The sequence below is a fragment of the Allobosea sp. TBD101 genome (assembly GCF_059817965.1).
Map to the genome: position 1 here is coordinate 3,402,012 of NZ_CM187543.1, position 18,389 is coordinate 3,420,400.

Annotated in this window: 20 protein-coding genes; 7 read left to right on the forward strand and 13 right to left on the reverse strand. The window is 65.2% G+C overall.

Annotated elements, in window-relative coordinates; all coding sequences use genetic code 11:
- Positions 1 to 41: 41 nt before the first annotated feature.
- The 3 genes from AC6RIC_RS16555 to AC6RIC_RS16565 all read right to left on the reverse strand — a co-directional run bounded on the left by AC6RIC_RS16555 (position 42) and on the right by AC6RIC_RS16565 (position 2,401).
- On the reverse strand, positions 42 to 566 hold the full coding sequence (locus tag AC6RIC_RS16555) for a gluconokinase (RefSeq protein ID WP_499733148.1): 525 nt from the start codon (positions 564 to 566) through the stop codon (positions 42 to 44).
- A 4-nt stretch (positions 567 to 570) separates the two neighbouring features.
- Entirely contained in the window at positions 571 to 1,557 is a 987-nt protein-coding gene (gene gnd, locus AC6RIC_RS16560; protein ID WP_499733149.1) for a phosphogluconate dehydrogenase (NAD(+)-dependent, decarboxylating), read from the reverse strand.
- A 79-nt stretch (positions 1,558 to 1,636) separates the two neighbouring features.
- Complete coding sequence (locus AC6RIC_RS16565) at positions 1,637 to 2,401, reverse strand: AraC family transcriptional regulator (protein ID WP_499733150.1); 765 nt, start codon at positions 2,399 to 2,401, stop codon at positions 1,637 to 1,639.
- 103 nt (positions 2,402 to 2,504) lie between these two features.
- Here AC6RIC_RS16565 and AC6RIC_RS16570 point away from each other — a divergent pair, with 103 nt between their 5' ends.
- The 5 genes from AC6RIC_RS16570 (at position 2,505) to rpmG (ending at position 7,194) form a co-directional block, all read left to right on the forward strand.
- Entirely contained in the window at positions 2,505 to 2,915 is a 411-nt protein-coding gene (locus AC6RIC_RS16570; protein ID WP_499736617.1) for a DUF2000 family protein, read from the forward strand.
- A 441-nt stretch (positions 2,916 to 3,356) separates the two neighbouring features.
- Positions 3,357 to 5,708 carry a ribonuclease R gene (gene rnr / locus AC6RIC_RS16575; RefSeq protein WP_499733151.1) on the forward strand — a complete coding sequence of 784 codons (2,352 nt, stop codon included), beginning with the start codon at positions 3,357 to 3,359 and terminating at the stop codon, positions 5,706 to 5,708.
- Positions 5,708 to 6,154: a DUF983 domain-containing protein gene (locus AC6RIC_RS16580; protein WP_454657298.1), complete on the forward strand. Its 447-nt coding sequence runs from the start codon at positions 5,708 to 5,710 to the stop codon at positions 6,152 to 6,154. Before rnr ends, AC6RIC_RS16580 begins: the two co-directional genes overlap by 1 nt.
- Complete coding sequence (locus AC6RIC_RS16585; protein ID WP_499733152.1) at positions 6,151 to 6,885, forward strand: NUDIX hydrolase; 735 nt, start codon at positions 6,151 to 6,153, stop codon at positions 6,883 to 6,885. Before AC6RIC_RS16580 ends, AC6RIC_RS16585 begins: the two co-directional genes overlap by 4 nt.
- A gap of 141 nt (positions 6,886 to 7,026) precedes the next feature.
- Entirely contained in the window at positions 7,027 to 7,194 is a 168-nt protein-coding gene (gene rpmG, locus AC6RIC_RS16590) for a 50S ribosomal protein L33 (protein ID WP_038367996.1), read from the forward strand.
- A 128-nt stretch (positions 7,195 to 7,322) separates the two neighbouring features.
- Here the strand turns inward: rpmG and AC6RIC_RS16595 are convergent, their stop codons facing one another.
- The 7 genes from AC6RIC_RS16595 to AC6RIC_RS16625 form a co-directional block, all read right to left on the reverse strand.
- Positions 7,323 to 7,595 carry an I78 family peptidase inhibitor gene (locus AC6RIC_RS16595; protein WP_499733153.1) on the reverse strand — a complete coding sequence of 91 codons (273 nt, stop codon included), beginning with the start codon at positions 7,593 to 7,595 and terminating at the stop codon, positions 7,323 to 7,325.
- Between the two features lie 130 nt (positions 7,596 to 7,725).
- Positions 7,726 to 8,412: a DUF2161 domain-containing phosphodiesterase gene (locus AC6RIC_RS16600; protein WP_499733154.1), complete on the reverse strand. Its 687-nt coding sequence runs from the start codon at positions 8,410 to 8,412 to the stop codon at positions 7,726 to 7,728.
- A 730-nt stretch (positions 8,413 to 9,142) separates the two neighbouring features.
- Entirely contained in the window at positions 9,143 to 9,370 is a 228-nt protein-coding gene (locus tag AC6RIC_RS16605) for a hypothetical protein (RefSeq protein ID WP_499733155.1), read from the reverse strand.
- Complete coding sequence (locus tag AC6RIC_RS16610; protein ID WP_499733156.1) at positions 9,367 to 9,630, reverse strand: hypothetical protein; 264 nt, start codon at positions 9,628 to 9,630, stop codon at positions 9,367 to 9,369. Before AC6RIC_RS16610 ends, AC6RIC_RS16605 begins: the two co-directional genes overlap by 4 nt.
- Entirely contained in the window at positions 9,627 to 10,082 is a 456-nt protein-coding gene (locus AC6RIC_RS16615) for a hypothetical protein (RefSeq protein ID WP_499733157.1), read from the reverse strand. Before AC6RIC_RS16615 ends, AC6RIC_RS16610 begins: the two co-directional genes overlap by 4 nt.
- Before the next feature lie 524 nt (positions 10,083 to 10,606).
- Positions 10,607 to 12,175 (reverse strand): glutamine-hydrolyzing GMP synthase, encoded by a 1,569-nt coding sequence (gene guaA, locus AC6RIC_RS16620; protein ID WP_499733158.1) that lies wholly within the window; start codon positions 12,173 to 12,175, stop codon positions 10,607 to 10,609.
- A gap of 49 nt (positions 12,176 to 12,224) precedes the next feature.
- Positions 12,225 to 13,523, reverse strand: coding sequence for an RsmB/NOP family class I SAM-dependent RNA methyltransferase (locus AC6RIC_RS16625; RefSeq protein ID WP_499733159.1), 1,299 nt, complete (start codon positions 13,521 to 13,523; stop codon positions 12,225 to 12,227).
- Between the two features lie 183 nt (positions 13,524 to 13,706).
- Here AC6RIC_RS16625 and AC6RIC_RS16630 point away from each other — a divergent pair, with 183 nt between their 5' ends.
- On the forward strand, positions 13,707 to 13,844 hold the full coding sequence (locus AC6RIC_RS16630; protein WP_170843263.1) for a lipoprotein: 138 nt from the start codon (positions 13,707 to 13,709) through the stop codon (positions 13,842 to 13,844).
- A 151-nt stretch (positions 13,845 to 13,995) separates the two neighbouring features.
- Here the strand turns inward: AC6RIC_RS16630 and AC6RIC_RS16635 are convergent, their stop codons facing one another.
- Entirely contained in the window at positions 13,996 to 14,616 is a 621-nt protein-coding gene (locus AC6RIC_RS16635; protein WP_499733160.1) for a pentapeptide repeat-containing protein, read from the reverse strand.
- Between the two features lie 168 nt (positions 14,617 to 14,784).
- On the opposite strand from AC6RIC_RS16635, the gene AC6RIC_RS16640 reads away from it, so the two are divergent.
- Positions 14,785 to 15,945, forward strand: a complete 1,161-nt coding sequence (locus AC6RIC_RS16640; RefSeq protein WP_499733161.1) for a glycerophosphodiester phosphodiesterase — start codon at positions 14,785 to 14,787, stop codon at positions 15,943 to 15,945.
- A 246-nt stretch (positions 15,946 to 16,191) separates the two neighbouring features.
- On the opposite strand, the gene AC6RIC_RS16645 is transcribed toward AC6RIC_RS16640, so the two are convergent.
- Positions 16,192 to 16,986, reverse strand: a complete 795-nt coding sequence (locus AC6RIC_RS16645) for an amino acid ABC transporter ATP-binding protein (RefSeq protein ID WP_454659006.1) — start codon at positions 16,984 to 16,986, stop codon at positions 16,192 to 16,194.
- Between the two features lie 20 nt (positions 16,987 to 17,006).
- Positions 17,007 to 18,386: an amino acid ABC transporter permease gene (locus AC6RIC_RS16650; RefSeq protein WP_454657308.1), complete on the reverse strand. Its 1,380-nt coding sequence runs from the start codon at positions 18,384 to 18,386 to the stop codon at positions 17,007 to 17,009.
- Between the last annotated feature and the right edge of the window lie 3 nt (positions 18,387 to 18,389).

Consider the following 18,389-nt stretch of genomic DNA (forward strand, 5'->3'; position numbering starts at 1 on the left):
GCCCGGGATGACCGCATGGGATGGATCGGTGAGAAGAAGGCCTACAGCCCCAACCGCTCGACCACGTCCTGCACGATCGCGTCCTTGCTGTCCTCGACCGAGACGACCAGCGGCTTCTCGTCGTCGCCGGGCTCTTCCAGCGCGGCGAACTGGCTGTCGAGCAGGGCCGGCGGCATGAAATGGTGCTGGCGGGCGGCCATGCGCCGGCCGATCAGCTCGCGCGAGCCCTTGAGATAGACCAGCGCGACATCAGGCCGGTCGCCGACGATCACCTGCCGATAGGCGCGCTTGAGCGCCGAGCAGGTGACGATGCCGTGCTCGCCCCTGGCCCGGAGATCATCGATCCAGGCGGCGATGGCCGCGAGCCAGGGTTTGCGGTCGTCGTCGTTCAGCGGCGTGCCGCCGGCCATCTTGGCGACGTTCTCAGGGGGATGGAAGGAATCGGCATCGCGGAAGGGCCAGCCCAGGCGCTCGGCCAGCCGCTCGCCGAGCGAGGTCTTGCCCGAACTCGCGACGCCCATGACGAGGATGACGGCGGGGCGGCCGCCGCTTGCTGGCTGCGCCACCGTCTCAGCCCTGCTTCTTGGCTTCGACATGGCCGCCGAAGCCGGTGCGCATCGCCGAGAGGACCTTCTCGCCGAAGGTGTGGTCGACGCGCGAGCGGAAGCGCGCGAACAGCGCCGAGGTCAGCACCTCGGCCGGGGTCGCGGTCTCGACGGCGGCATCGACCGTCCAGCGGCCTTCGCCGGAATCCGAGACATTGCCGGTATAGCAGGACAGCTCCTCGTCGGCGGCCAGCGCCTCGGCCGTGAGATCGAGCAGCCAGGAGGTGACAACCGAACCGCGGCGCCAGACCTCCGCGATCTCGGCGGTATCGAAATCGAAGCCGTATTCGGCCGGCAGGCCTTCCTTGGCCGAGGCGTTGCGCAGCAGGTCGAAGCCCTCCGCGAAGGCCTGCATCATGCCGTACTCGATGCCGTTATGGATCATCTTGACGAAATGGCCGGAGCCGGTCGGGCCGCAATGCAGATAGCCCTGCTCGCTCGTCGGGTTGCGGCCCTCGCGATGCTTGGTCGGCTCGATCTCGCCCTTGCCGGGCGCCAGCGTCGCGAAGATCGGCTCCAGCCGGTCGAAAGCCGCCTTGTCGCCACCGATCATCAGGCAATAGCCGCGATCGAGCCCGTGGACGCCGCCGGAGGTGCCGATATCCATATAGTGGATGCCCTTTGCCCCAAGCTCCTTGCCGCGACGGACATCGTCCTTCCAGAAGGCATTGCCACCGTCGATCAGCGTATCGCCGGATGCGACGAGGCCGGCGAGCTCGGCCAGCGTCGCCTCGGTGATCTTGCCGGCCGGCAACATCACCCAGATCGCGCGCGGGGCCTTCAGCTTGGCGACCATATCCTTGAGGTCGGCGGCCAACGTCGCGCCATCGGCGGCGAGCGCCTGGCCCGGCTTCGGGTCGCGATCATAGACCACGCATTCATGGCCGGCGCGCATCAGCCGGCGCACGATATTGCCTCCCATACGGCCGAGGCCGATCACTCCAAGCTGCATGTCAGATACTCCGCAAAGCCGGCTTTCGCTGCTTCAAGCATGGAGGCGGCGGGCGGGGCAAGCGGGCTCGACGCAGGCCTCAGGTCCGGATTTGCGGCTGCAAAGCCCGCCAACGCCCCGGAGTGACGCCATAGGTGCGGCGGAACTGGCGGGTGAGATGGCTCTGGTCGGCGAAGCCGCAGGCGAAGGCCGCATCGGCCAAGGGCGCCCCCTCGGCCAGCAAACGGCGGGCGCGGTCGAGGCGGCGCATCACGAGGTAGTTATAGGGACTGGTGCCGAAGGCGGCACGGAACTGGCGCGCCAGAGCAAAGCGATCGAGCCCGGTCACAGCCTCCAGCCGGCTGGAATCGACGGTCTCCGTCGCATGGGCATCGAGATAATCGCGCGCCCGCTCCAACGCTGGAGCGTCGAGCCGGGCGGAGCGAACACCCGCCACTGAGGGATCGAGCGCGAGCAAGGCCTGCGCGAGCCGTTCGACCAGATCGTCCGCCGCCAGCGCGTCGAGCGGCTGGTCGAGGTCGCGCAGCGCGCGGGCGATAGCGGCGACGAGATGCGGCTCCTGCGAAACGGCTGTGGATATGAAGGGCAAGGCGCGGCCGCCCTCGCCCATCGCCCGCCGGATCAGGCGCGGCTCGACATAGAGCATGCGGTAGCGGAAGCCGCTCTCGATGCCGGAGCGGCCGTTATGGACCTCGTCGGGATGCAGGACGATGGCATGGCCACCGAGGCTGTCACGCCTTGCGCCGCGATAGTCGAAGGACTGCACGCCGGAGAGCGTCAGCCCGAAGGCATAGGTGTCGTGGCGGTGCGGGTCATAGGCATAGCCGCGGAAGAACGCCTCCATGCGCTCGATGCCGTCAGTGCCGGTGCCGAGCCGAACCCAGTCCCGCTGCAGCCCGCACGATCGTTCAAGACGGGCCTTCCCGGCCTCGGGTAGCGATGAGCCCATGCGTTACGATACCAAAATCGCCATCGTGGTTCGCGATGATCTCGCAACCTGGCAAAAACTCAATGTCGCCAGCTTCCTCTCCGGCGGGCTCGTCGGAACCTCCCCGGAACTCGCGGGCGAGGCCTACCGGGATGCATCCGGCCGCTTCTACGGGCCGCTGATCCGCCAGCCCGTCCTGGTCTTCGCGGCAAGCGCCGCGGAACTCACCAGCGCGCTCCAGCGGGCGCAGCAGCGCGGCGTCAGGCCGCATCTCTATACCAAAGAACTGTTCGCGACCGGCAATGACGTGGACAACCGCGCCGCTGTCGTTGCGGTGGCAACGGATGCGCTGGACCTCGTCGGCATCGGACTCCATGCCGAGCGCAAGGAGATCGACAAGATCATCAAGGGATTGAAGCTGCACGGGTAACGCCTCGCGGCCCGTGCCTTCCCCGCAGACTTCACTGCTCCTTCTTTAGGCAGGGCAAGACCGACCTCCCGCATTCACGGGCGGGAACGTGACTTTCCTCGTACTCGTCCAGCGCATTTTTTGGCATTTACGAACCCCACAGAATCGCCTTAGCCTCCTTCTTGTCGGTAACAACTGAAAGGAGGTGATCCAGTGTCTCATTGTCATCAACCGCTGGTGCAGAGCGGGCGGACCTGGACCTCTTCTTGCTGGGGTTTCTATTCCGCGTGAGTTTTCGCACCTTCAGATCCGGTTCGCCGGGTCGCGGTTCGGCAATGGAAGGGCAGCTCGCAAGGGCTGCCCTTCTTGCTTCTGGAGCCGCAATGCTGGCGCCCGGCCGCAAGCCGTGGCAGACAGGCGGCGTGTCACGCTTTTCCCTGCCCAACGCCCCGAGTACCGGCCGTGTCCGTTCCTGATCCGAGCCGCGAGGCCATTCTCGACTTCATCGAGGAAGAACGCGCCGCCGGCCGCGAGGTCGGCCGGCGCGAGATCGCCAAGGCCTTCGGCCTCGATGGCGGCGGCAATATCTGGCTGAAGCGCCTGCTCAAGGAGATGGCGGAGGAAGGCGAGATCGGCGGCGACGGCAAGGAGCGCCCGGTCCACCCGCGCGGCGCGCTGCCGCCCGTGCTGCTCTCCGAGATCAAGCGCCGTGACCGTGAGGGCGATCTCGTCGCCCAGCCGCTGGAATGGGACGAGGCGGAGAACGGCACCCCGCCGCAAATCCTGATCGAGCGCACCCGCGAGGGACGCCGCAAGGACAAGACGGCCGGCCCAGCTCCGGGTGTCGGCGATCAGGTCATTTTGAAGCTGACGCGTCTGCGCGGCGTCGAGGGCTTCGGCTATTCCGGCCGCGTCCTCAAGGTGATGGGCAAGGCCAGGGCCGCCGTGCTCGGCATCTTCCGCGCCCTGCCCGACGGTTCCGGCCGGCTGGTACCGATCGACAAGAAGGCACAGGGGCGCGAGGCCATCATCCCGAAGGGCCGCACCGGCGAAGCGCAGGATGGCGACCTCGTCTCGGTCTCCTTGCGCCGTGAGAGCCGCTTCGGCCCACCGGAGGCGCAGGTGCGCGAGCGGCTGGGCTCGATCAAGTCCGAGCGCGCCGTCAGCCTGATCGCGATCCATGCCCACGGCATCCCGCACGAATTCCCGCCGGCAGCCCTTCAAGAAGCGGCGAACGCGCCGCTTGCCAGCCTGAAAGGGCGCGAGGACTGGCGCGACCTGCCGCTCGTCACCATCGACCCGGCCGATGCCAAGGACCATGACGACGCGGTCCATGCGGCGCCGGACGAGAACCCCGACAATCCCGGCGGCTTCGTCGTCACCGTCGCCATTGCCGATGTCGCGGCCTATGTGACGCCGCATTCGGCGCTCGACCGCGAGGCGCTGGAGCGCGGCAACTCGGTCTATTTCCCCGACCGCGTCGTGCCGATGCTGCCGGAGCGTATCTCGAACGATCTGTGTTCTCTCCGCGAGCACGAGGACCGGCCGGCGCTCGCCGTCAGGCTCGTGCTCAAGGCCGACGGATCGAAGAAGAGCCACTCCTTCCACCGCGTGCTGATGCGCTCGGCGGCGAAGCTCTCCTACCAGCAGGCGCAAGCCGCCATCGACGGGCAAACCGACGAGAAGACCGCAGCGATCCGCGAGAGCGTGCTGATGCCGCTTTGGGCGGCGTACGGCATCGCGGCCCGTGCCCGCGACCAGCGCCAGCCGCTCGAGCTCGACCTGCCCGAGCGCAAGCTGATCCTCAAACCCGATGGCTCGGTCGACCGCGTCATCGTACCGGACCGGCTCGCGGCGCATCGCCTGATCGAGGAGTTCATGATCCTCGCCAATGTCGCGGCGGCCGAGACCCTGGAGAAGGCCGGCAGCCTCTTGATCTATCGCTGCCATGACGAGCCCTCGCTGGAGAAGATGCGGGCGCTCGGCGAAGTGCTGGCCTCGATCGGCATCAAGCTGCCGCAGGACGGGGCGTTGAGGCCCGTGCTGTTCAACCGCATCCTCGCCATGATCAAGGGCTCTGAGAACGAGACGCTGATCAACGAGGTCGTACTGCGCACGCAGGCGCAGGCCGAGTACGTCGCCGAGAATTACGGGCATTTTGGCCTGAACCTGCGCCGCTACGCTCATTTCACCTCGCCGATCCGGCGCTATGCCGACCTGATCGTGCATCGCGCCCTGATCACGGCGCTGAAGCTCGGCGATGACGGCCTGCCGAAGAGCACGACGCTTGCGGAGCTGCGCGAGGTCGCGACCCGCATTTCGGCGGCCGAGCGGCGCGCCATGGCGGCCGAGCGCGAGACCACCGACCGCCTGATCGCGCATTTCCTTGCCGGCCAGATCGGCGCGAGCTTCGACGGGCGCATCGGCGGCGTGCACAAGGCCGGGCTGTTCGTGAAGCTCGACGGGACCGGCGCGGACGGGTTCATTCCGGCCTCCACGCTCGGCGGTGACTATTATCGCTACGACGAGGCCGCGCATGCGCTGATCGGCGAGCGAACCGGCGAGAGCTGGCGGCTCGGCGACCGGGTCCATGTCAAGCTGGTCGAGGCCGCGCCGGTCGCGGGCGCGCTGCGCTTCGAATTGCTCTCGGAGGGGCGTATCGTGGCGACGGGACGCGCCGGCAAGCGACGCGGCGGGGCCGTGCCCTTCGGGACGAGCCGGCCGGCGGCAAGCTTCGGCAAGAAGGGCAAGCCAGGCGGGGGCGGCTTCGGCAAAAGCAAGCCGGGCAAGAGCAAGACCGGCAAGAGGCGGTGATGGCTGTCCAGATCCACAGCGCGGAGACGCATCTCGATGCGCGCGACTGGCGCCAGGCGGTCGCGCGGGGTTTGAGAGGCCGCTGCCCGCATTGCGGGAAAGGCCGGCTGTTCCGTGCCTTCCTGAAGCCCGTCGATCGATGCGAGGCCTGCGGCGAGGATCTGCATCACCAGCGCGCCGACGACCTGCCGCCCTATATCGTCATCACCATCGTCGGCCATATCATCGTCGGCGGCCTGCTCCTGGCGGAGAAACTCGGCGACTGGCCGATGTGGCTGCACATGGTCGTCTGGCCGGCACTGACTCTGATCCTCTCCATCGCGCTGATGCAGCCCGTGAAGGGCGGCGTCGTCGGCCTGCAATGGGCCGTGCGCATGCATGGCTTCGGCGGCGAGCCCGAACGCCCCGAGCGCCAGCCCCTGCCCCCTTCGGATTCACGCCCATGACCGACCACACCGTCACCCTCACCCAGGCCGAGCGGGCGCGCACGACCGCCAACCAGCGTCCCAAGGACGCCGCGACCATGATGATCCTGGATCGCAGCGGCGCACGGCCCAAGGTGCTGATGGGCAAGCGCCATGCGAGCCACAAATTCATGCCGGGCAAATACGTCTTCCCCGGCGGGCGGGTCGATGATGGCGACCGCCGCATGGTCGCGACCGGCGCGGTGCCGCAGATCTGCGAGGACCGGCTCGGCAAGCGCTGCCTGCGCCCCAGCGCCGGCAAGGCGCGCGCGCTGGCGATGGCCGCCATCCGCGAGACCTTCGAGGAAACCGGCCTGCTCTTCGGCTCCGACGAGTTCGGTGCACCGGATGCCCCGCCCCCCGGAAGCTGGACCGACTTCGCCGCGCAGGGGATCTATCCCGATCTCTCGGCGGTGACCTTCGTCGCCCGCGCGATCACGCCGCCACGCCGGCCGAAGCGATTCGACACCCGTTTCTTCACGATCGACGCTTCCGCCGTCGCCAAGCGGGTCGACGGGATCATCGGCCCCGATTCGGAACTGGTCGACCTGGTCTGGGTCAATTTCGACGAAGCCAAGGAGCTCGACCTGCCGACGATCACCAAGGTGATCATCCAGGAGGTCGAGGCCCGCATCGAGGGCGGTTTCGCGCCCTATCTGCCCGTCCCGTTCTACTGGGAGAAGCGCGGCAGCTTCGTGCGCGAGGAGCTCTGAAACGGCTGCACGGTCCGGGAAGCTATTCTTCCTTGACTTCGCCGGCCCTTTGCGGCATTTCCCGCGCTGACGGTTTGCCGGGTTCGCCCGGCCATTTTCTTTTCCGAGGGCCTTTGGCCCGCATGGCTCGAGGATAGACCCATGGCCAAGGCCGTGACGATCAAGATCAAACTGCTTTCGACCGCCGACACCGGCTTTTTCTACGTGACGAAGAAGAACTCGCGCACGATGACCGAGAAGATGTCGAAGAAGAAGTACGACCCGGTCGCGCGCAAGCACGTCGAGTTCAAGGAAACCAAGATCAAGTGAGGCTTGGCCTCCCGATCTGATTTCGCTTTAAAAACCGCCCTTTCGGGCGGTTTTTTCGTTTGAAGGTTTAGCGTCGCGACGACCGTCTCGGCAGCTTCAGAAGGCCCAGAGACGCCTTCGCTGCACGGCTACCCGCAATAGGCGCGGATGATCCTGCCGGTCTTCGAATTGGTCTCGATGGTCACCCGCTCCGGGCGGTAATCCATCGTCACGCCCTGCCCCGGGCGAATCTGCCGCACGATGGTCGCGCCGGTGGCTTGCTGGGCTTCAGCGTCACCAATACGAGCCTTGCCCGCCAGTGCCTCGGCCTCATCCTCGATGCACGCGCTGGCCAAGCCTGGCGCGGTTCCCATCGGAGCCTGCTGCGCATCGCTCTGGCAGGCCGCCAGCGTCAACGCCACGAGCGACAGGGCTCCTCCGGCCACCAGACATCTCTGCGTCATCGTCACAACCCCTTTCAGGCCATCCGAACGATCGCCGGAGGCTCTACGATCGCGATGAGACACAGCCATGGCAAGGGGATGGCTGCACTCAGGCCGCGATACCCGACGCCTCCGGGCTCACCGGAAGCTCAGCCTGCCATGTCGCCAGCGCGCTGCGACCGGTCTCGGTCAGCGCATAGACGCCGCGCCCGGAACGCTCGAACCAGCCATAGACATTGCGATGCAGGATCTTCTGCGCATCCGGGCAGGACGGCTTGAGGTCGCGCGGGCGCATCGGCTCCGCCGCCATGGCCGCCGCGCAGGCCAGAGCCTGCTGGCGATAGGCCGTCATGATCGGCTTGCGCGTGCCTCCGCCCATGGCCGGGTCGCCCCGGCGACGCTTGTGCTCGTCCACCAGCCGCGAGCGCCGGCGCGGGTCCTTGCGCGGCGTCGGCGCCGCCGGAGACACGAGGATATCGACATGGCCGGCCTTCGAGACGCCGAGCAAGCCGAAGCCGAGGCGGCGGCAGAGGTTGCGATAGCGCGGATCGCTCTCGCGCCCCTTGCCTCTCGCGGAGAGCTGGGCCGCCAACCAGATCTCGTCGCCGAGGCTCAGTCGGTCCACGCCCTGCAGGATAAGTTCGAGATTGAAACTCAGCTTCAGCTCTCCGATCACGACGACGGAGGGGTCGCCGTCGCGAAGCCCGACGAGATCGCAGGGCCCGATTTCGCCCTTCACGGTATAGCCCAGCCCTTCGAGGAAGCGCTTGACGGGCAGATAGAGCGACGTTTCCACATCCACCTCCGGAGAGCAGATAGCCATACTGACCGGCAGTTGTTTCGGAGAGGCAAACGCCGGCAGGCGTCTGAGGGCTCAAACGAAAAATCCACCCGCCATGGGCCGAGATGGTCGGCCCATGGCGGGTGGATTCAATCTCAACGATCCATGATCAGTCCCGAGCGCAATCCGAGCGGATCGCGCTATCTCCGATCATTCCCACTCACTTGTCAACGAGTCAAAAACTACCAGCAATTTCAGCATGTTAGCCCGGTTCGATTTTCTCAATACCATGAAAAATGCCATGTTCAGAAATGGCAAAAAGGCCGGGAACAAATAGCGAAAACTGGGGACAGCTGTGGAGGCCAGCGTCGGCGTCTCGCGATTGAGCGCGAAGCCATGCTAAATACCGAATCGGTCAGGCACATACGACCGCCTTCTGGCGCACCTGTGGCAAGGGGTGCTCCCCTGGAAGGAGGTGATTTATGTGATGTGTCCGATCAACCAGCCGGTGGTCGTGCGTGACTACGTGCGATTCCGTCTGAACCGCTGGGAGCATGTTCGCTCCCACTGTCGGGGTCTGCCGCGGGGCTAACCGCTAAGCAGACCCCTTTCGTGAACATCCCTTAGCGGGATGGGGAGGGGCCGGTTTCCTGGGAAGGGGACGGCCCCTCTTTCGCAAAGCGCGAAATCACAAAATGTGAACTCCGCCCTCGCGTCAAGGAATATGGCACCCTTCGAAAAATGTTCAGGGAGTACGCTCGGGCCTAGTTGACTCATTCAGCGCGATTCGGAGCCGCACGATCTCAAAGGCGGCATCCCGGACCAGCGTGTGAACATGGTCGTCGTCCCGCGCGCTGCCGCCGTGGGCGTTTGCCCTCCAGCGGCGAAGCGCTTCGGCCCTCTCCTGCTCTTCCTGGCGGAGCCTGTACAGGATGTCGTCGGAGCTCACTCGGAGAACTTCGTCGGTGGTCATGCTGCTCTCCTGGATTGAAGATCCGACGCTGCGCGATCAATGCCAGGGCCTTTGCGCAGCTCCTTGATGATCCTGTCCCGCTTCTTTGAAGGCATGCCGATCAGTTCTTGGTAGGCGGCAAGCACAGAAGCCATCATCAGCAAGTCGGAGCGCGCTGGCGTCGCATATCTGGCGCGCCACTCGATCTCGCCCAAGCGCTCGCAAGGCGCAGGCCAGCACATTCCATCAAAGCTGCGGTAGAAGTTCGCCTTCTCAGTCATGCTTCCTCCTTAGCCTGCTGGATGGCAGCGGAAGCGCGGACGATGGCGCGGCGGCTGGCGGCCTCAAGCCCTCGAACCATTCCGGGTTGATCTTGCATGTACCAATTCGCGAACTTGACATCTTCCTTTACGCCGCTCGTCCACATTTCTTCGGGCACGTATTCAACACTCACCCAATGCGGGCCGTCTTTTCTAAACCAAAGTCTTGTTTTTGGCAGGTTGGCGTACACGAGGCTTGGCACGCGCTCGCTGATACCCCTGAAGTCCAGGGTGATTTTCAGCGTCACCGCCAGCCGAAGCGCGTCGCCGTCGTTATCGCGAGGGTTCCAATTGAGCCACCGCTGTCCATCAAAAACCTGCCACCATTCGACACCTTCGACGAAGCCAAAGTATTTGCATTCGACATAACCCGCTGCCTTGGCTGCCAACTCCAACAATTCACGATCGTTCATACATCTCCTTTGCTGACGCCACAACTATACGCGCAGACGTTGACGTGATTTCAAAGTAATGACGTGGCATTACTTTAGCACAAGCGCGGACCTTTGTGTGGTTGGGTTTGCGAACCAGCGCGTAAGCACTGCTCATTGACGACGCGACTGCATCATCAACAACGTGACGGAGCTGGACCTGGGATAAGATGCTGGAATTGCTGAGCTAACGCCAGATCATCATGGTATCGGGCGGGAATTCGATACCATGCGCGGCGACGGGGTGGATTTCCCTGGCACAGCAACGGGTTACACCGCGCCAATACCATGATCCACCAAATGAACGCTGTATGGCATCAAGGCAGCTCAGGCCAAGCATCGAGCGCCATACCATGCACAATGCCATAAGACCTCGGAATCGATATTCTTTTACTTGATTCCAGAAATTCTGTGGAAAGATGAAAAAAGCCCGCTGTTACGCGGGCTTAGATCACATCATCTTTGGGTAATCTGAATCTATTCTTATAAGAATAGGAAAATAACCCTCACTCCCACTCGATCGTGCCGGGGGGCTTGCTCGTCACGTCGTAGACGACGCGGTTGATGCCCTTGACCTCGTTGATGATGCGGGTCGCGGCGCGGCCGAGGAAATTCATGTCGAAGGGATAGAAATCCGCCGTCATGCCATCGACCGAGGTCACGGCACGCAGCGCGCAGACATGGTCGTAGGTGCGGTAATCACCCATCACGCCGACGGTGCGCACCGGCAGCAGCACGGCGAAGGCCTGCCAGATCACGTCGTAGAGGCCCGCCTTGCGGATCTCGTCGAGATAGATCGCATCCGCCTTGCGCAGGATGTCGAGCTTCTCCTTGGTGATCTCGCCGGGGCAGCGGATGGCGAGGCCCGGACCCGGGAAGGGATGACGTCCGACGAAAGCCTCGGGCAGGCCGAGCTCGCGGCCGAGCACGCGGACCTCGTCCTTGAACAATTCCCGCAGCGGCTCGACGAGCTTCATCTTCATGCGTTCGGGCAGGCCACCGACATTGTGGTGGCTCTTGATGGTCACCGAAGGGCCGCCGGAGAAGGAGACGCTCTCGATCACGTCGGGATAGAGCGTGCCCTGGGCCAGGAAATCGGCGCCGCCGAGCCTGGCGGCCTCGGCATCGAAGACGTCGATGAAGAGCCGGCCGATGGTCTTGCGCTTGGCCTCCGGATCGGCGCCGCACTTGGCGAGCTCCGAGAGGAAAAGCTCTTCGGCCTCAACATGGACCAACGGGATGTTGTAGTGATCCCGGAACAGGCGGACGACCTCCTCGGCCTCGTTCATCCGCATCAGGCCGTGATCGACGAAGACGCAGGTGAGCTGGTCGCCGATCGCCTCGTGGATCAGCACCGCCGCCACCGCCGAGTCGACGCCGCCGGAGAGCCCGCAGATGACGCGGCCGGTGCCGACCTGCTCGCGGATCTTCTTCTGCATCTCGGAGCGGTAGGCCGACATGCTCCAGTCCGGCTTGCAGCCGCAGATCTCGACGACGAAATTGCGCAGCAGCTTGCCGCCATCGGGGGTGTGGACCACCTCGGGATGGAACATCGTGGTGTAGAAGCGTCGCTCTTCGTCGCTCGCCACCGCATAGGGGGCGTTCTCGGAGGTCGCCTTGACGGTGAAGCCGGCCGGGAGCTGCGTGACCCGGTCGCCATGGCTCATCCAGACCGGATAGCGACCGCCCTCTTCCCAAACGCCCTCGAACAGGGCCGAGGGGGTGACGATCTCGACATCGGCGCGGCCGAACTCGGCGGCGTGGCCGCCCTCGACCTTGCCGCCGAGCTGGTGTGCCATGGTCTGCTGACCGTAGCAGATGCCCATCAGCGGGATATTGGCAGAGAAGACCGCTTCGGGGGCGCGCGGGCTGCCCTCGTCCGGCACCGAGGCCGGGCCACCGGAGAAGATCACGCCCTTCGGCTTCATCCGGGTGAAGGCCTCGGAAGCGGACTGGAACGGGGCGATCTCGCAATAGACGCCGATCTCGCGGATGCGCCGCGCGATGAGCTGCGTCACCTGCGAGCCGAAATCGATGATGAGGATGGAGTCGTGATGGGGCTGAGCGCTCGTCATGGCGTTCCGTTAATGGATCGCGCGGGCGCGCGCAACGCCCGCGACAGTCTCAATCCCCGCGCTGGAGACAGGCCAGATAGAACCCGTCCGTCCCGGTGCGCCGCGGCGAGAGCTGCAGGCCGTAAGCTGTGCCAAAGCGAGCGAGCAGCGAGAAGTCGCTCTCGGCGCCCTTGAGCAGGTCGATCGGTGCGATGGCGGTGAAGCCCGCATGCTTGCCGAGGAAGGCGCGGATCGCCTCGTCGTTCTCCTCCGGCAACACCGAGCAGGTGATATAGGCGATACGGCCGCCCGGCTTCACCAGCCTCGCGGCGCGCGCCAGCACCTCGGCCTGGTCCTTGATGCGCTCGGCCAGTGCGCCGGGGCGCACGCGCCATTTCGCATCGGGGTTGCGTCGCCAGGTGCCGGAACCGGTGCAGGGCGCATCGACCAGCACGAGATCGACCTGGCCGGCGATATCGGCGAAGGGCTCATGGCCGCGCGAACGCGGAATGCGGACCTCGACGATGCCGGCACCCGAGCGCGCCAGCCGGTCATGCAGCGGCGCAAGCCGGCGGCTGTCGAGATCGGTGGCGTAGAGGCTGCCGCGATTGGCCATCAGCGCGGCGAGCGCCAGCGTCTTGCCCCCTGCCCCCGCGCAGAGATCGATCACTGTCTGGCCGGGCTTCGCGCCGGCGAGCAGCGTCACCAGTTGCGAGCCCTCGTCCTGGATCTCGAAAGCGCCGGCGAAGAAGCCGGGTTCGGTCTGGAGCGAGGGGCCGCGGCCGTCATGGCCGGGTTGGAAGCGCAAGGCGTCGGGGGACCAGGGGCCCGGCTCCGGCTGGAGATGGGAAAGGTCGCTCAGCACGGCGTCGCGACCGGCCTTGAGGCGGTTGACGCGCAGGTCGATCGGCGCGCGAGCGGCCAGCGCCTCGCCCTCCGCGATGGCAGCCTCGCCCAAACCCGCCTGGAAAGACGGCCAGAGCCATTCCGGCACATCGGCTTGAACCCAGTCGGGCGCGCCCTCGACCGAGAAAGCGGTGAGCAACGCGGTCTCGTCATCGCTCAGGGGCTGCGGAGCGTGATTCTCGCCGGAACAGAGCTGTGCGATCTCGGCAACGCCGAGGCCACGCAGTCCCGCGAGCATGCCGAGGACGAGCGCGCGCGGCGCCTCGGACGCCATCGCATAGCCGGAGGAGGCCTTGCGCCGGAGCGCGTCATAAACCAGCGAGGCGACCGCCGCGCGATCCTTCGAACCGGCGAAACGGCGCGACAGGCCCCAATCCTTGAGCGAATCGGCGGCCGGCCGGCGGCGTTCGACGATATCCTGGAGCACCTCGATGGCGGCGCTGATCCGGGCGGCTGGGGTCATGACACTTCAATCCTGGCATGGCCGGACGCGTTCCGGAATGCCGCAAAGGCGAGGCCGAACAGATTCGACCGGTTCAAACATGACGCTGGGACATGAAGGCCCCGGCGCCACACTCTTGACGCGGTCGTTTCACAAGGGGAAAGACGATGCAACCGCATGTCGCGGCCAACGGGATCTCCACACATGAAAAGCGCCAGCCGCATCGTCATCCTGAGCCTCGTCGCGCTGGGCCTCGCCGCCTGCGCCACCCAGCAGCCGGACTACACCCCGCCGGCCTCCAAGCGCCTCGACGCCAAGACGACCCTCGAGAACCGCCGCTGAGATTTTGCGGGACGGGACGGTAGCGCCCAAACAGTCTCCCGCTCGCATCAGCGCTCGAACGAAACCCGCCCCGGCTTGCCGGAGCGGGTTTTTCATGGGCAGGCAACCGCGCCCGTTTCCGGGCAGGGCTGCTGTGGTCATCCGCGCGAGGTCACTTTCGGCGGACGTCCAGCCCCAGCGCCTTTGCGACGATGATCGTCTGATCGATCGTGATGATCGCGCCTTTGATCTGCGTGTTCGCAGGTTCCAGCGCACTGAGATCGCTGCCTCTCAGGTCACAATTCGAGAAATCGGCGCTGTGCAGCCAGGCGCCTGACAGATCGACGTCTCGGATCGAGCCCTCCTGGCAGCGCGCGCCGGTCAGGTCCGCCTCGCGCAATCGGGTGCCCCGGAAGCTCGCTTTGCGCAGGTCCGCTCCGGGAAGGCCGGTGAACGACCAGTCGCCAGCGACGACCTGCATGCTGTCGAACTGGCAGCCATCGAACATGCTGCCCACGAACTTGCATTCGGTGAAGGTCGTATCGAAGAAATTGCACCCCGCGAAGGTGCAGTTCACGAAAGCCGCGCTGTGATGCGTGGATCCGTTGAAGCGCGCCCGGCGAAAGGTGCATTCGGTGAAGACGCAGCCAGTGTTCCGGGCCTCGCTCAGATCGAGATCGGCGAACGGCGTGCTCTGGTAGCGCTGCCGGTTGAGTTCGTCGCCATACCAATCCGCGCCGGCAATCGTTTCGATCGTCTTGGGCACGGGTTCGCCGTATCGTCGTTCAGCCATGATACCTGTGCTCGTCCGAAACGCGGCTCGCACACTATCCGATTCCCGACCACTCCCAAGTCAGGTGAAAGCCGCTACACTCCGCTCAAATCCAAGCGCTCGCCTTCATGGCCGTGTCATATCCGCCGCCTTAAGGTCCCACGCATTTTCGCGAGGCTGAGCCAGACCATGACAAAGCACTTCCTTCTCTCGACATCGCTCCTCGCCGCCCTGGCCTTCCAGGCGCCGGCCGCTTTTGCGCAAGCCGCTCCGACGCTGTCCGGCCAGAAGCCGATCGTCGTCGCCCATCGCGGCGCCAGCGGCTACCTGCCGGAGCATACGATCGAGGGCTACAAGCTCGCGATCCAGCAGGGTGCCGATTTCATCGAGCCCGACCTCGTCTCGACCAAGGACGGCGTGCTGATCGTGCGCCACGAGCCGATGCTATCAGGCACGACCGATGTCGCCGAGCGCCCGGAATTCGCCAATCGCAAGACCACCCGCAAGGTCGATGGCGTCGACACCACCGACTGGTTCGCCAACGATTTCACCGTGGCCGAGATCAAGACGCTGAAGGCCAAGCAGGCCTTCGCCGATCGCGACCAATCGCATAACGGCAAGTACCAGATCCCGACCTTCCAGGAGGTGATCGACCTCGCCAAGGCGGAGAGCGCCCGCACCGGCCGCACCATCGGCATCTATCCCGAGACCAAGCACCCGACCTATCACGCCGCGCTCGGCCTCGCCTTCGAGGACAAGCTTTTGGACATGCTCAAGGCCGCCGGCTGGACCGACAAGACCGCGCCGGTCTTCATCCAGAGCTTCGAAACGGCGAACCTGAAATACCTGCGCCCGAAGACGCAGTTGCGCCTCGTCCAGCTCGTCGATGGCGACGGCGTCGACAAGGACGGCAAGGTCACGCTCGCCGCGCCCTTCGACCGGCCCTACGACTTCGCCGTGCTCGGCGACAAGCGGACCTTCCAGGACATGCTCTCGACTGAGGGCCTCAAGGAGATCGCGACCTATGCCGACGGCGTGGGCCCGTGGAAGCCCTATCTGATCGGCGCCAAGCAGACGATCGGTGCCGACGGCAAGCCGCAGGACCTCAACGGTGACGGCGCGATCGACGAGCGCGACCGCACGCTGATCGCCCCGACCAATGTCGTGAAGGACGCCCATGCGGCGGGCCTGCTGGTCCATAGCTGGACCTTCCGCAGCGAGCCGAAGCGGCTGGCTTCCGACTTCAAGGGCGAGGCGAGCGCCGAGTACAAGGCGTTCTTCGCGATCGGACTCGACGGCCTGTTCTCGGACTTCCCCGACCAGGCGGTGAAGGCGCGCGACGGCAAGTAAGCGCCCTCGCCATAGACGGCACGGAGGGCATTTCACGTAAACGCGGGTCATCCCGGGCTTGACCCGGGATCCATGCCAGAGCGCTTCCGATCATGGTTCAGGCATGGATCCCGGCTCTGCGCTTCGCTCCGGCCGGGATGACCCGCGCTTCTGTGTAAAATCAGCACATTCTCGGAAGCGGTCACCCAACAAAAAGCGCGCCGGCCAGGCCGGCGCGCTTCGATCACTCGATGAACCGTTCTTTTCTCAGTGCAGGATCTGCGAGAGGAACAGTTTGGTGCGCTCGTGCTGCGGGTTCTTGAAGAACGCGTCGGGGGTGTTCATCTCGACGATCTGGCCGGCATCCATGAAGATGACGCGGTCGGCGACCTGACGGGCGAAGCCCATCTCGTGGGTGACGCAGAGCATGGTCATGCCCTCCTCGGCCAGCGAGACCATGGTGTCGAGCACCTCCTTGACCATTTCCGGATCGAGCGCCGAGGTCGGCTCGTCGAACAGCATGATCTTCGGGCTCATGCAGAGCGAGCGGGCGATCGCCACGCGCTGCTGCTGGCCGCCCGAGAGCTGGCCCGGATATTTATGAGCCTGTTCGGGAATCTTGACGCGCTTGAGATAGTGCATGCCGATCTCCTCGGCATCCTTCTTGGGCATCTTGCGCACCCAGATCGGCGCCAGCGTCAGGTTCTCGAGAATCGTCAGATGCGGGAACAGGTTGAAGTGCTGGAAGACCATGCCGACGTCGCGACGGATCTCGTCGATCTTCTTGAGATCGTTGGTGAGCTCCGTGCCGTCGACGATGATCTGGCCCTTCTGGTGCTCCTCCAGGCGGTTGATGCAGCGGATCATGGTCGACTTGCCCGAGCCGGACGGGCCGCAGATCACCAGCTTCTCGCCGCGGCCGACCTTCAGGTTGATATCGCGCAGCACGTGGAACTCGCCGTACCACTTGTTCACCCCGATCATCTCGACGGCGGTCGCGGTATTCAGCGAGGTCTGCTTCAGCGCCGCGGGGCGGGAGCCGGTCGTCTTGGTTTCTGCCATTGCCATGGTTGTCGTTCCTCTCAACGTTTTTGGCCGGCGGCGAGGCGCTTTTCGACCGCGATCGAATAGCGCGACATTCCCCAGCAGCACAGGAAATAGAAGATGGCGGCGAAAGCGTAACCTGTCGACCGGGTCGTGGGCGTGGCCCAGGTCGGATCGATCAGCGTCGCCTCGATGGTGCGCAGGAAGTCGAAGATGCCGACGATGGTGACCAGCGTCGTATCCTTGAACAGCCCGATGAAGGTGTTGACGATGCCCGGGATCACGATGCGCAGCGCCTGCGGCAGGATGATCAGGCGCATCATCTGCCAGTAGCCGAGGCCGAGCGACATCGCGCCCTCGTACTGGCCCTTCGGCATCGCCTGCAGGCCGCCGCGCACCACCTCCGCCATATAGGCGGCGGCGAAGAGCGCGACGCCGACCAGCGGCCGCAGCAGCCGGTCCGGCGACCATTCCTGCGGCACGAAGAGCGGCAGCATGGTGTTGGCCATGAAAAGCACGGTGATCAGCGGCACGCCACGCACGAACTCGATGAAGATCACCGAGAGCAGCTGGATCGCCGGCAGCCGCGAGCGGCGGCCGAGCGCCAGCAGCACGCCAAGCGGCAGCGAAAAGACGATGCCGACCGCCGAGATCAGGAAGGTCACGGTCATGCCGCCCCAGAGGCCGGTATCGACGCGCGGCAACCCGATCTTGTCGGCCAGGATCGCCAGGACCCCGAAGATGACGAGCGAGATCAGGATCAGACGCTTGGGCCCGTAGAAGCGCTGCCAGGCCGGCATCGCCTCCTCGACCGCGAGCTGCCCCTCGCCGATCCAGAACTTCATCAGCCCCGGCGCGAAGGAGAGCACCAGATAGAGCACCGCCAGCGCGAAGGTGACGATGATCAGGAAGCGCAGGAAGCTCTCGGCGCGCGGGCCGCCGAGCAGCAGGATGAAGGCGCTCGCCGGCATGATGACGAAGAAGAAGAAGACCCCGACCTTCTTCAGCGGCATCTTGTTCCAGAGCAGCCAGACCACGCCGAGCGCGAACATCGCGAAGACGATGTTGACGCGCCAGCGCTCCGCCACCGGATAGGAGCCGTAGATGAAATACTGGGTACGGTCAGCGACATAGGCCCAGCAGGCGCCGACCGGGCGCCCGACTTTGTCGGCGAGGCAGGCGTCGCGGTTCGCACCGGTCCAGACCGCGTCGAGGAAGTAGAAGCGGACCATCCCCGGCACCGTATCGACAACGAGCCAGACGCAGAGCAGCGTCAGGATCGCATTGAGCGGGCTGGAGAACAGGTTCGTCCTGATCCAGGCCAGAGGCCCGGCGACGGAGAGCGGCGCCGGCTCCTGCTGGAGGGTCTCCTTGCGGACGAAGGCGTAGGGCGCGTTTTCGGTTGTTGCGTCGGTCATCGC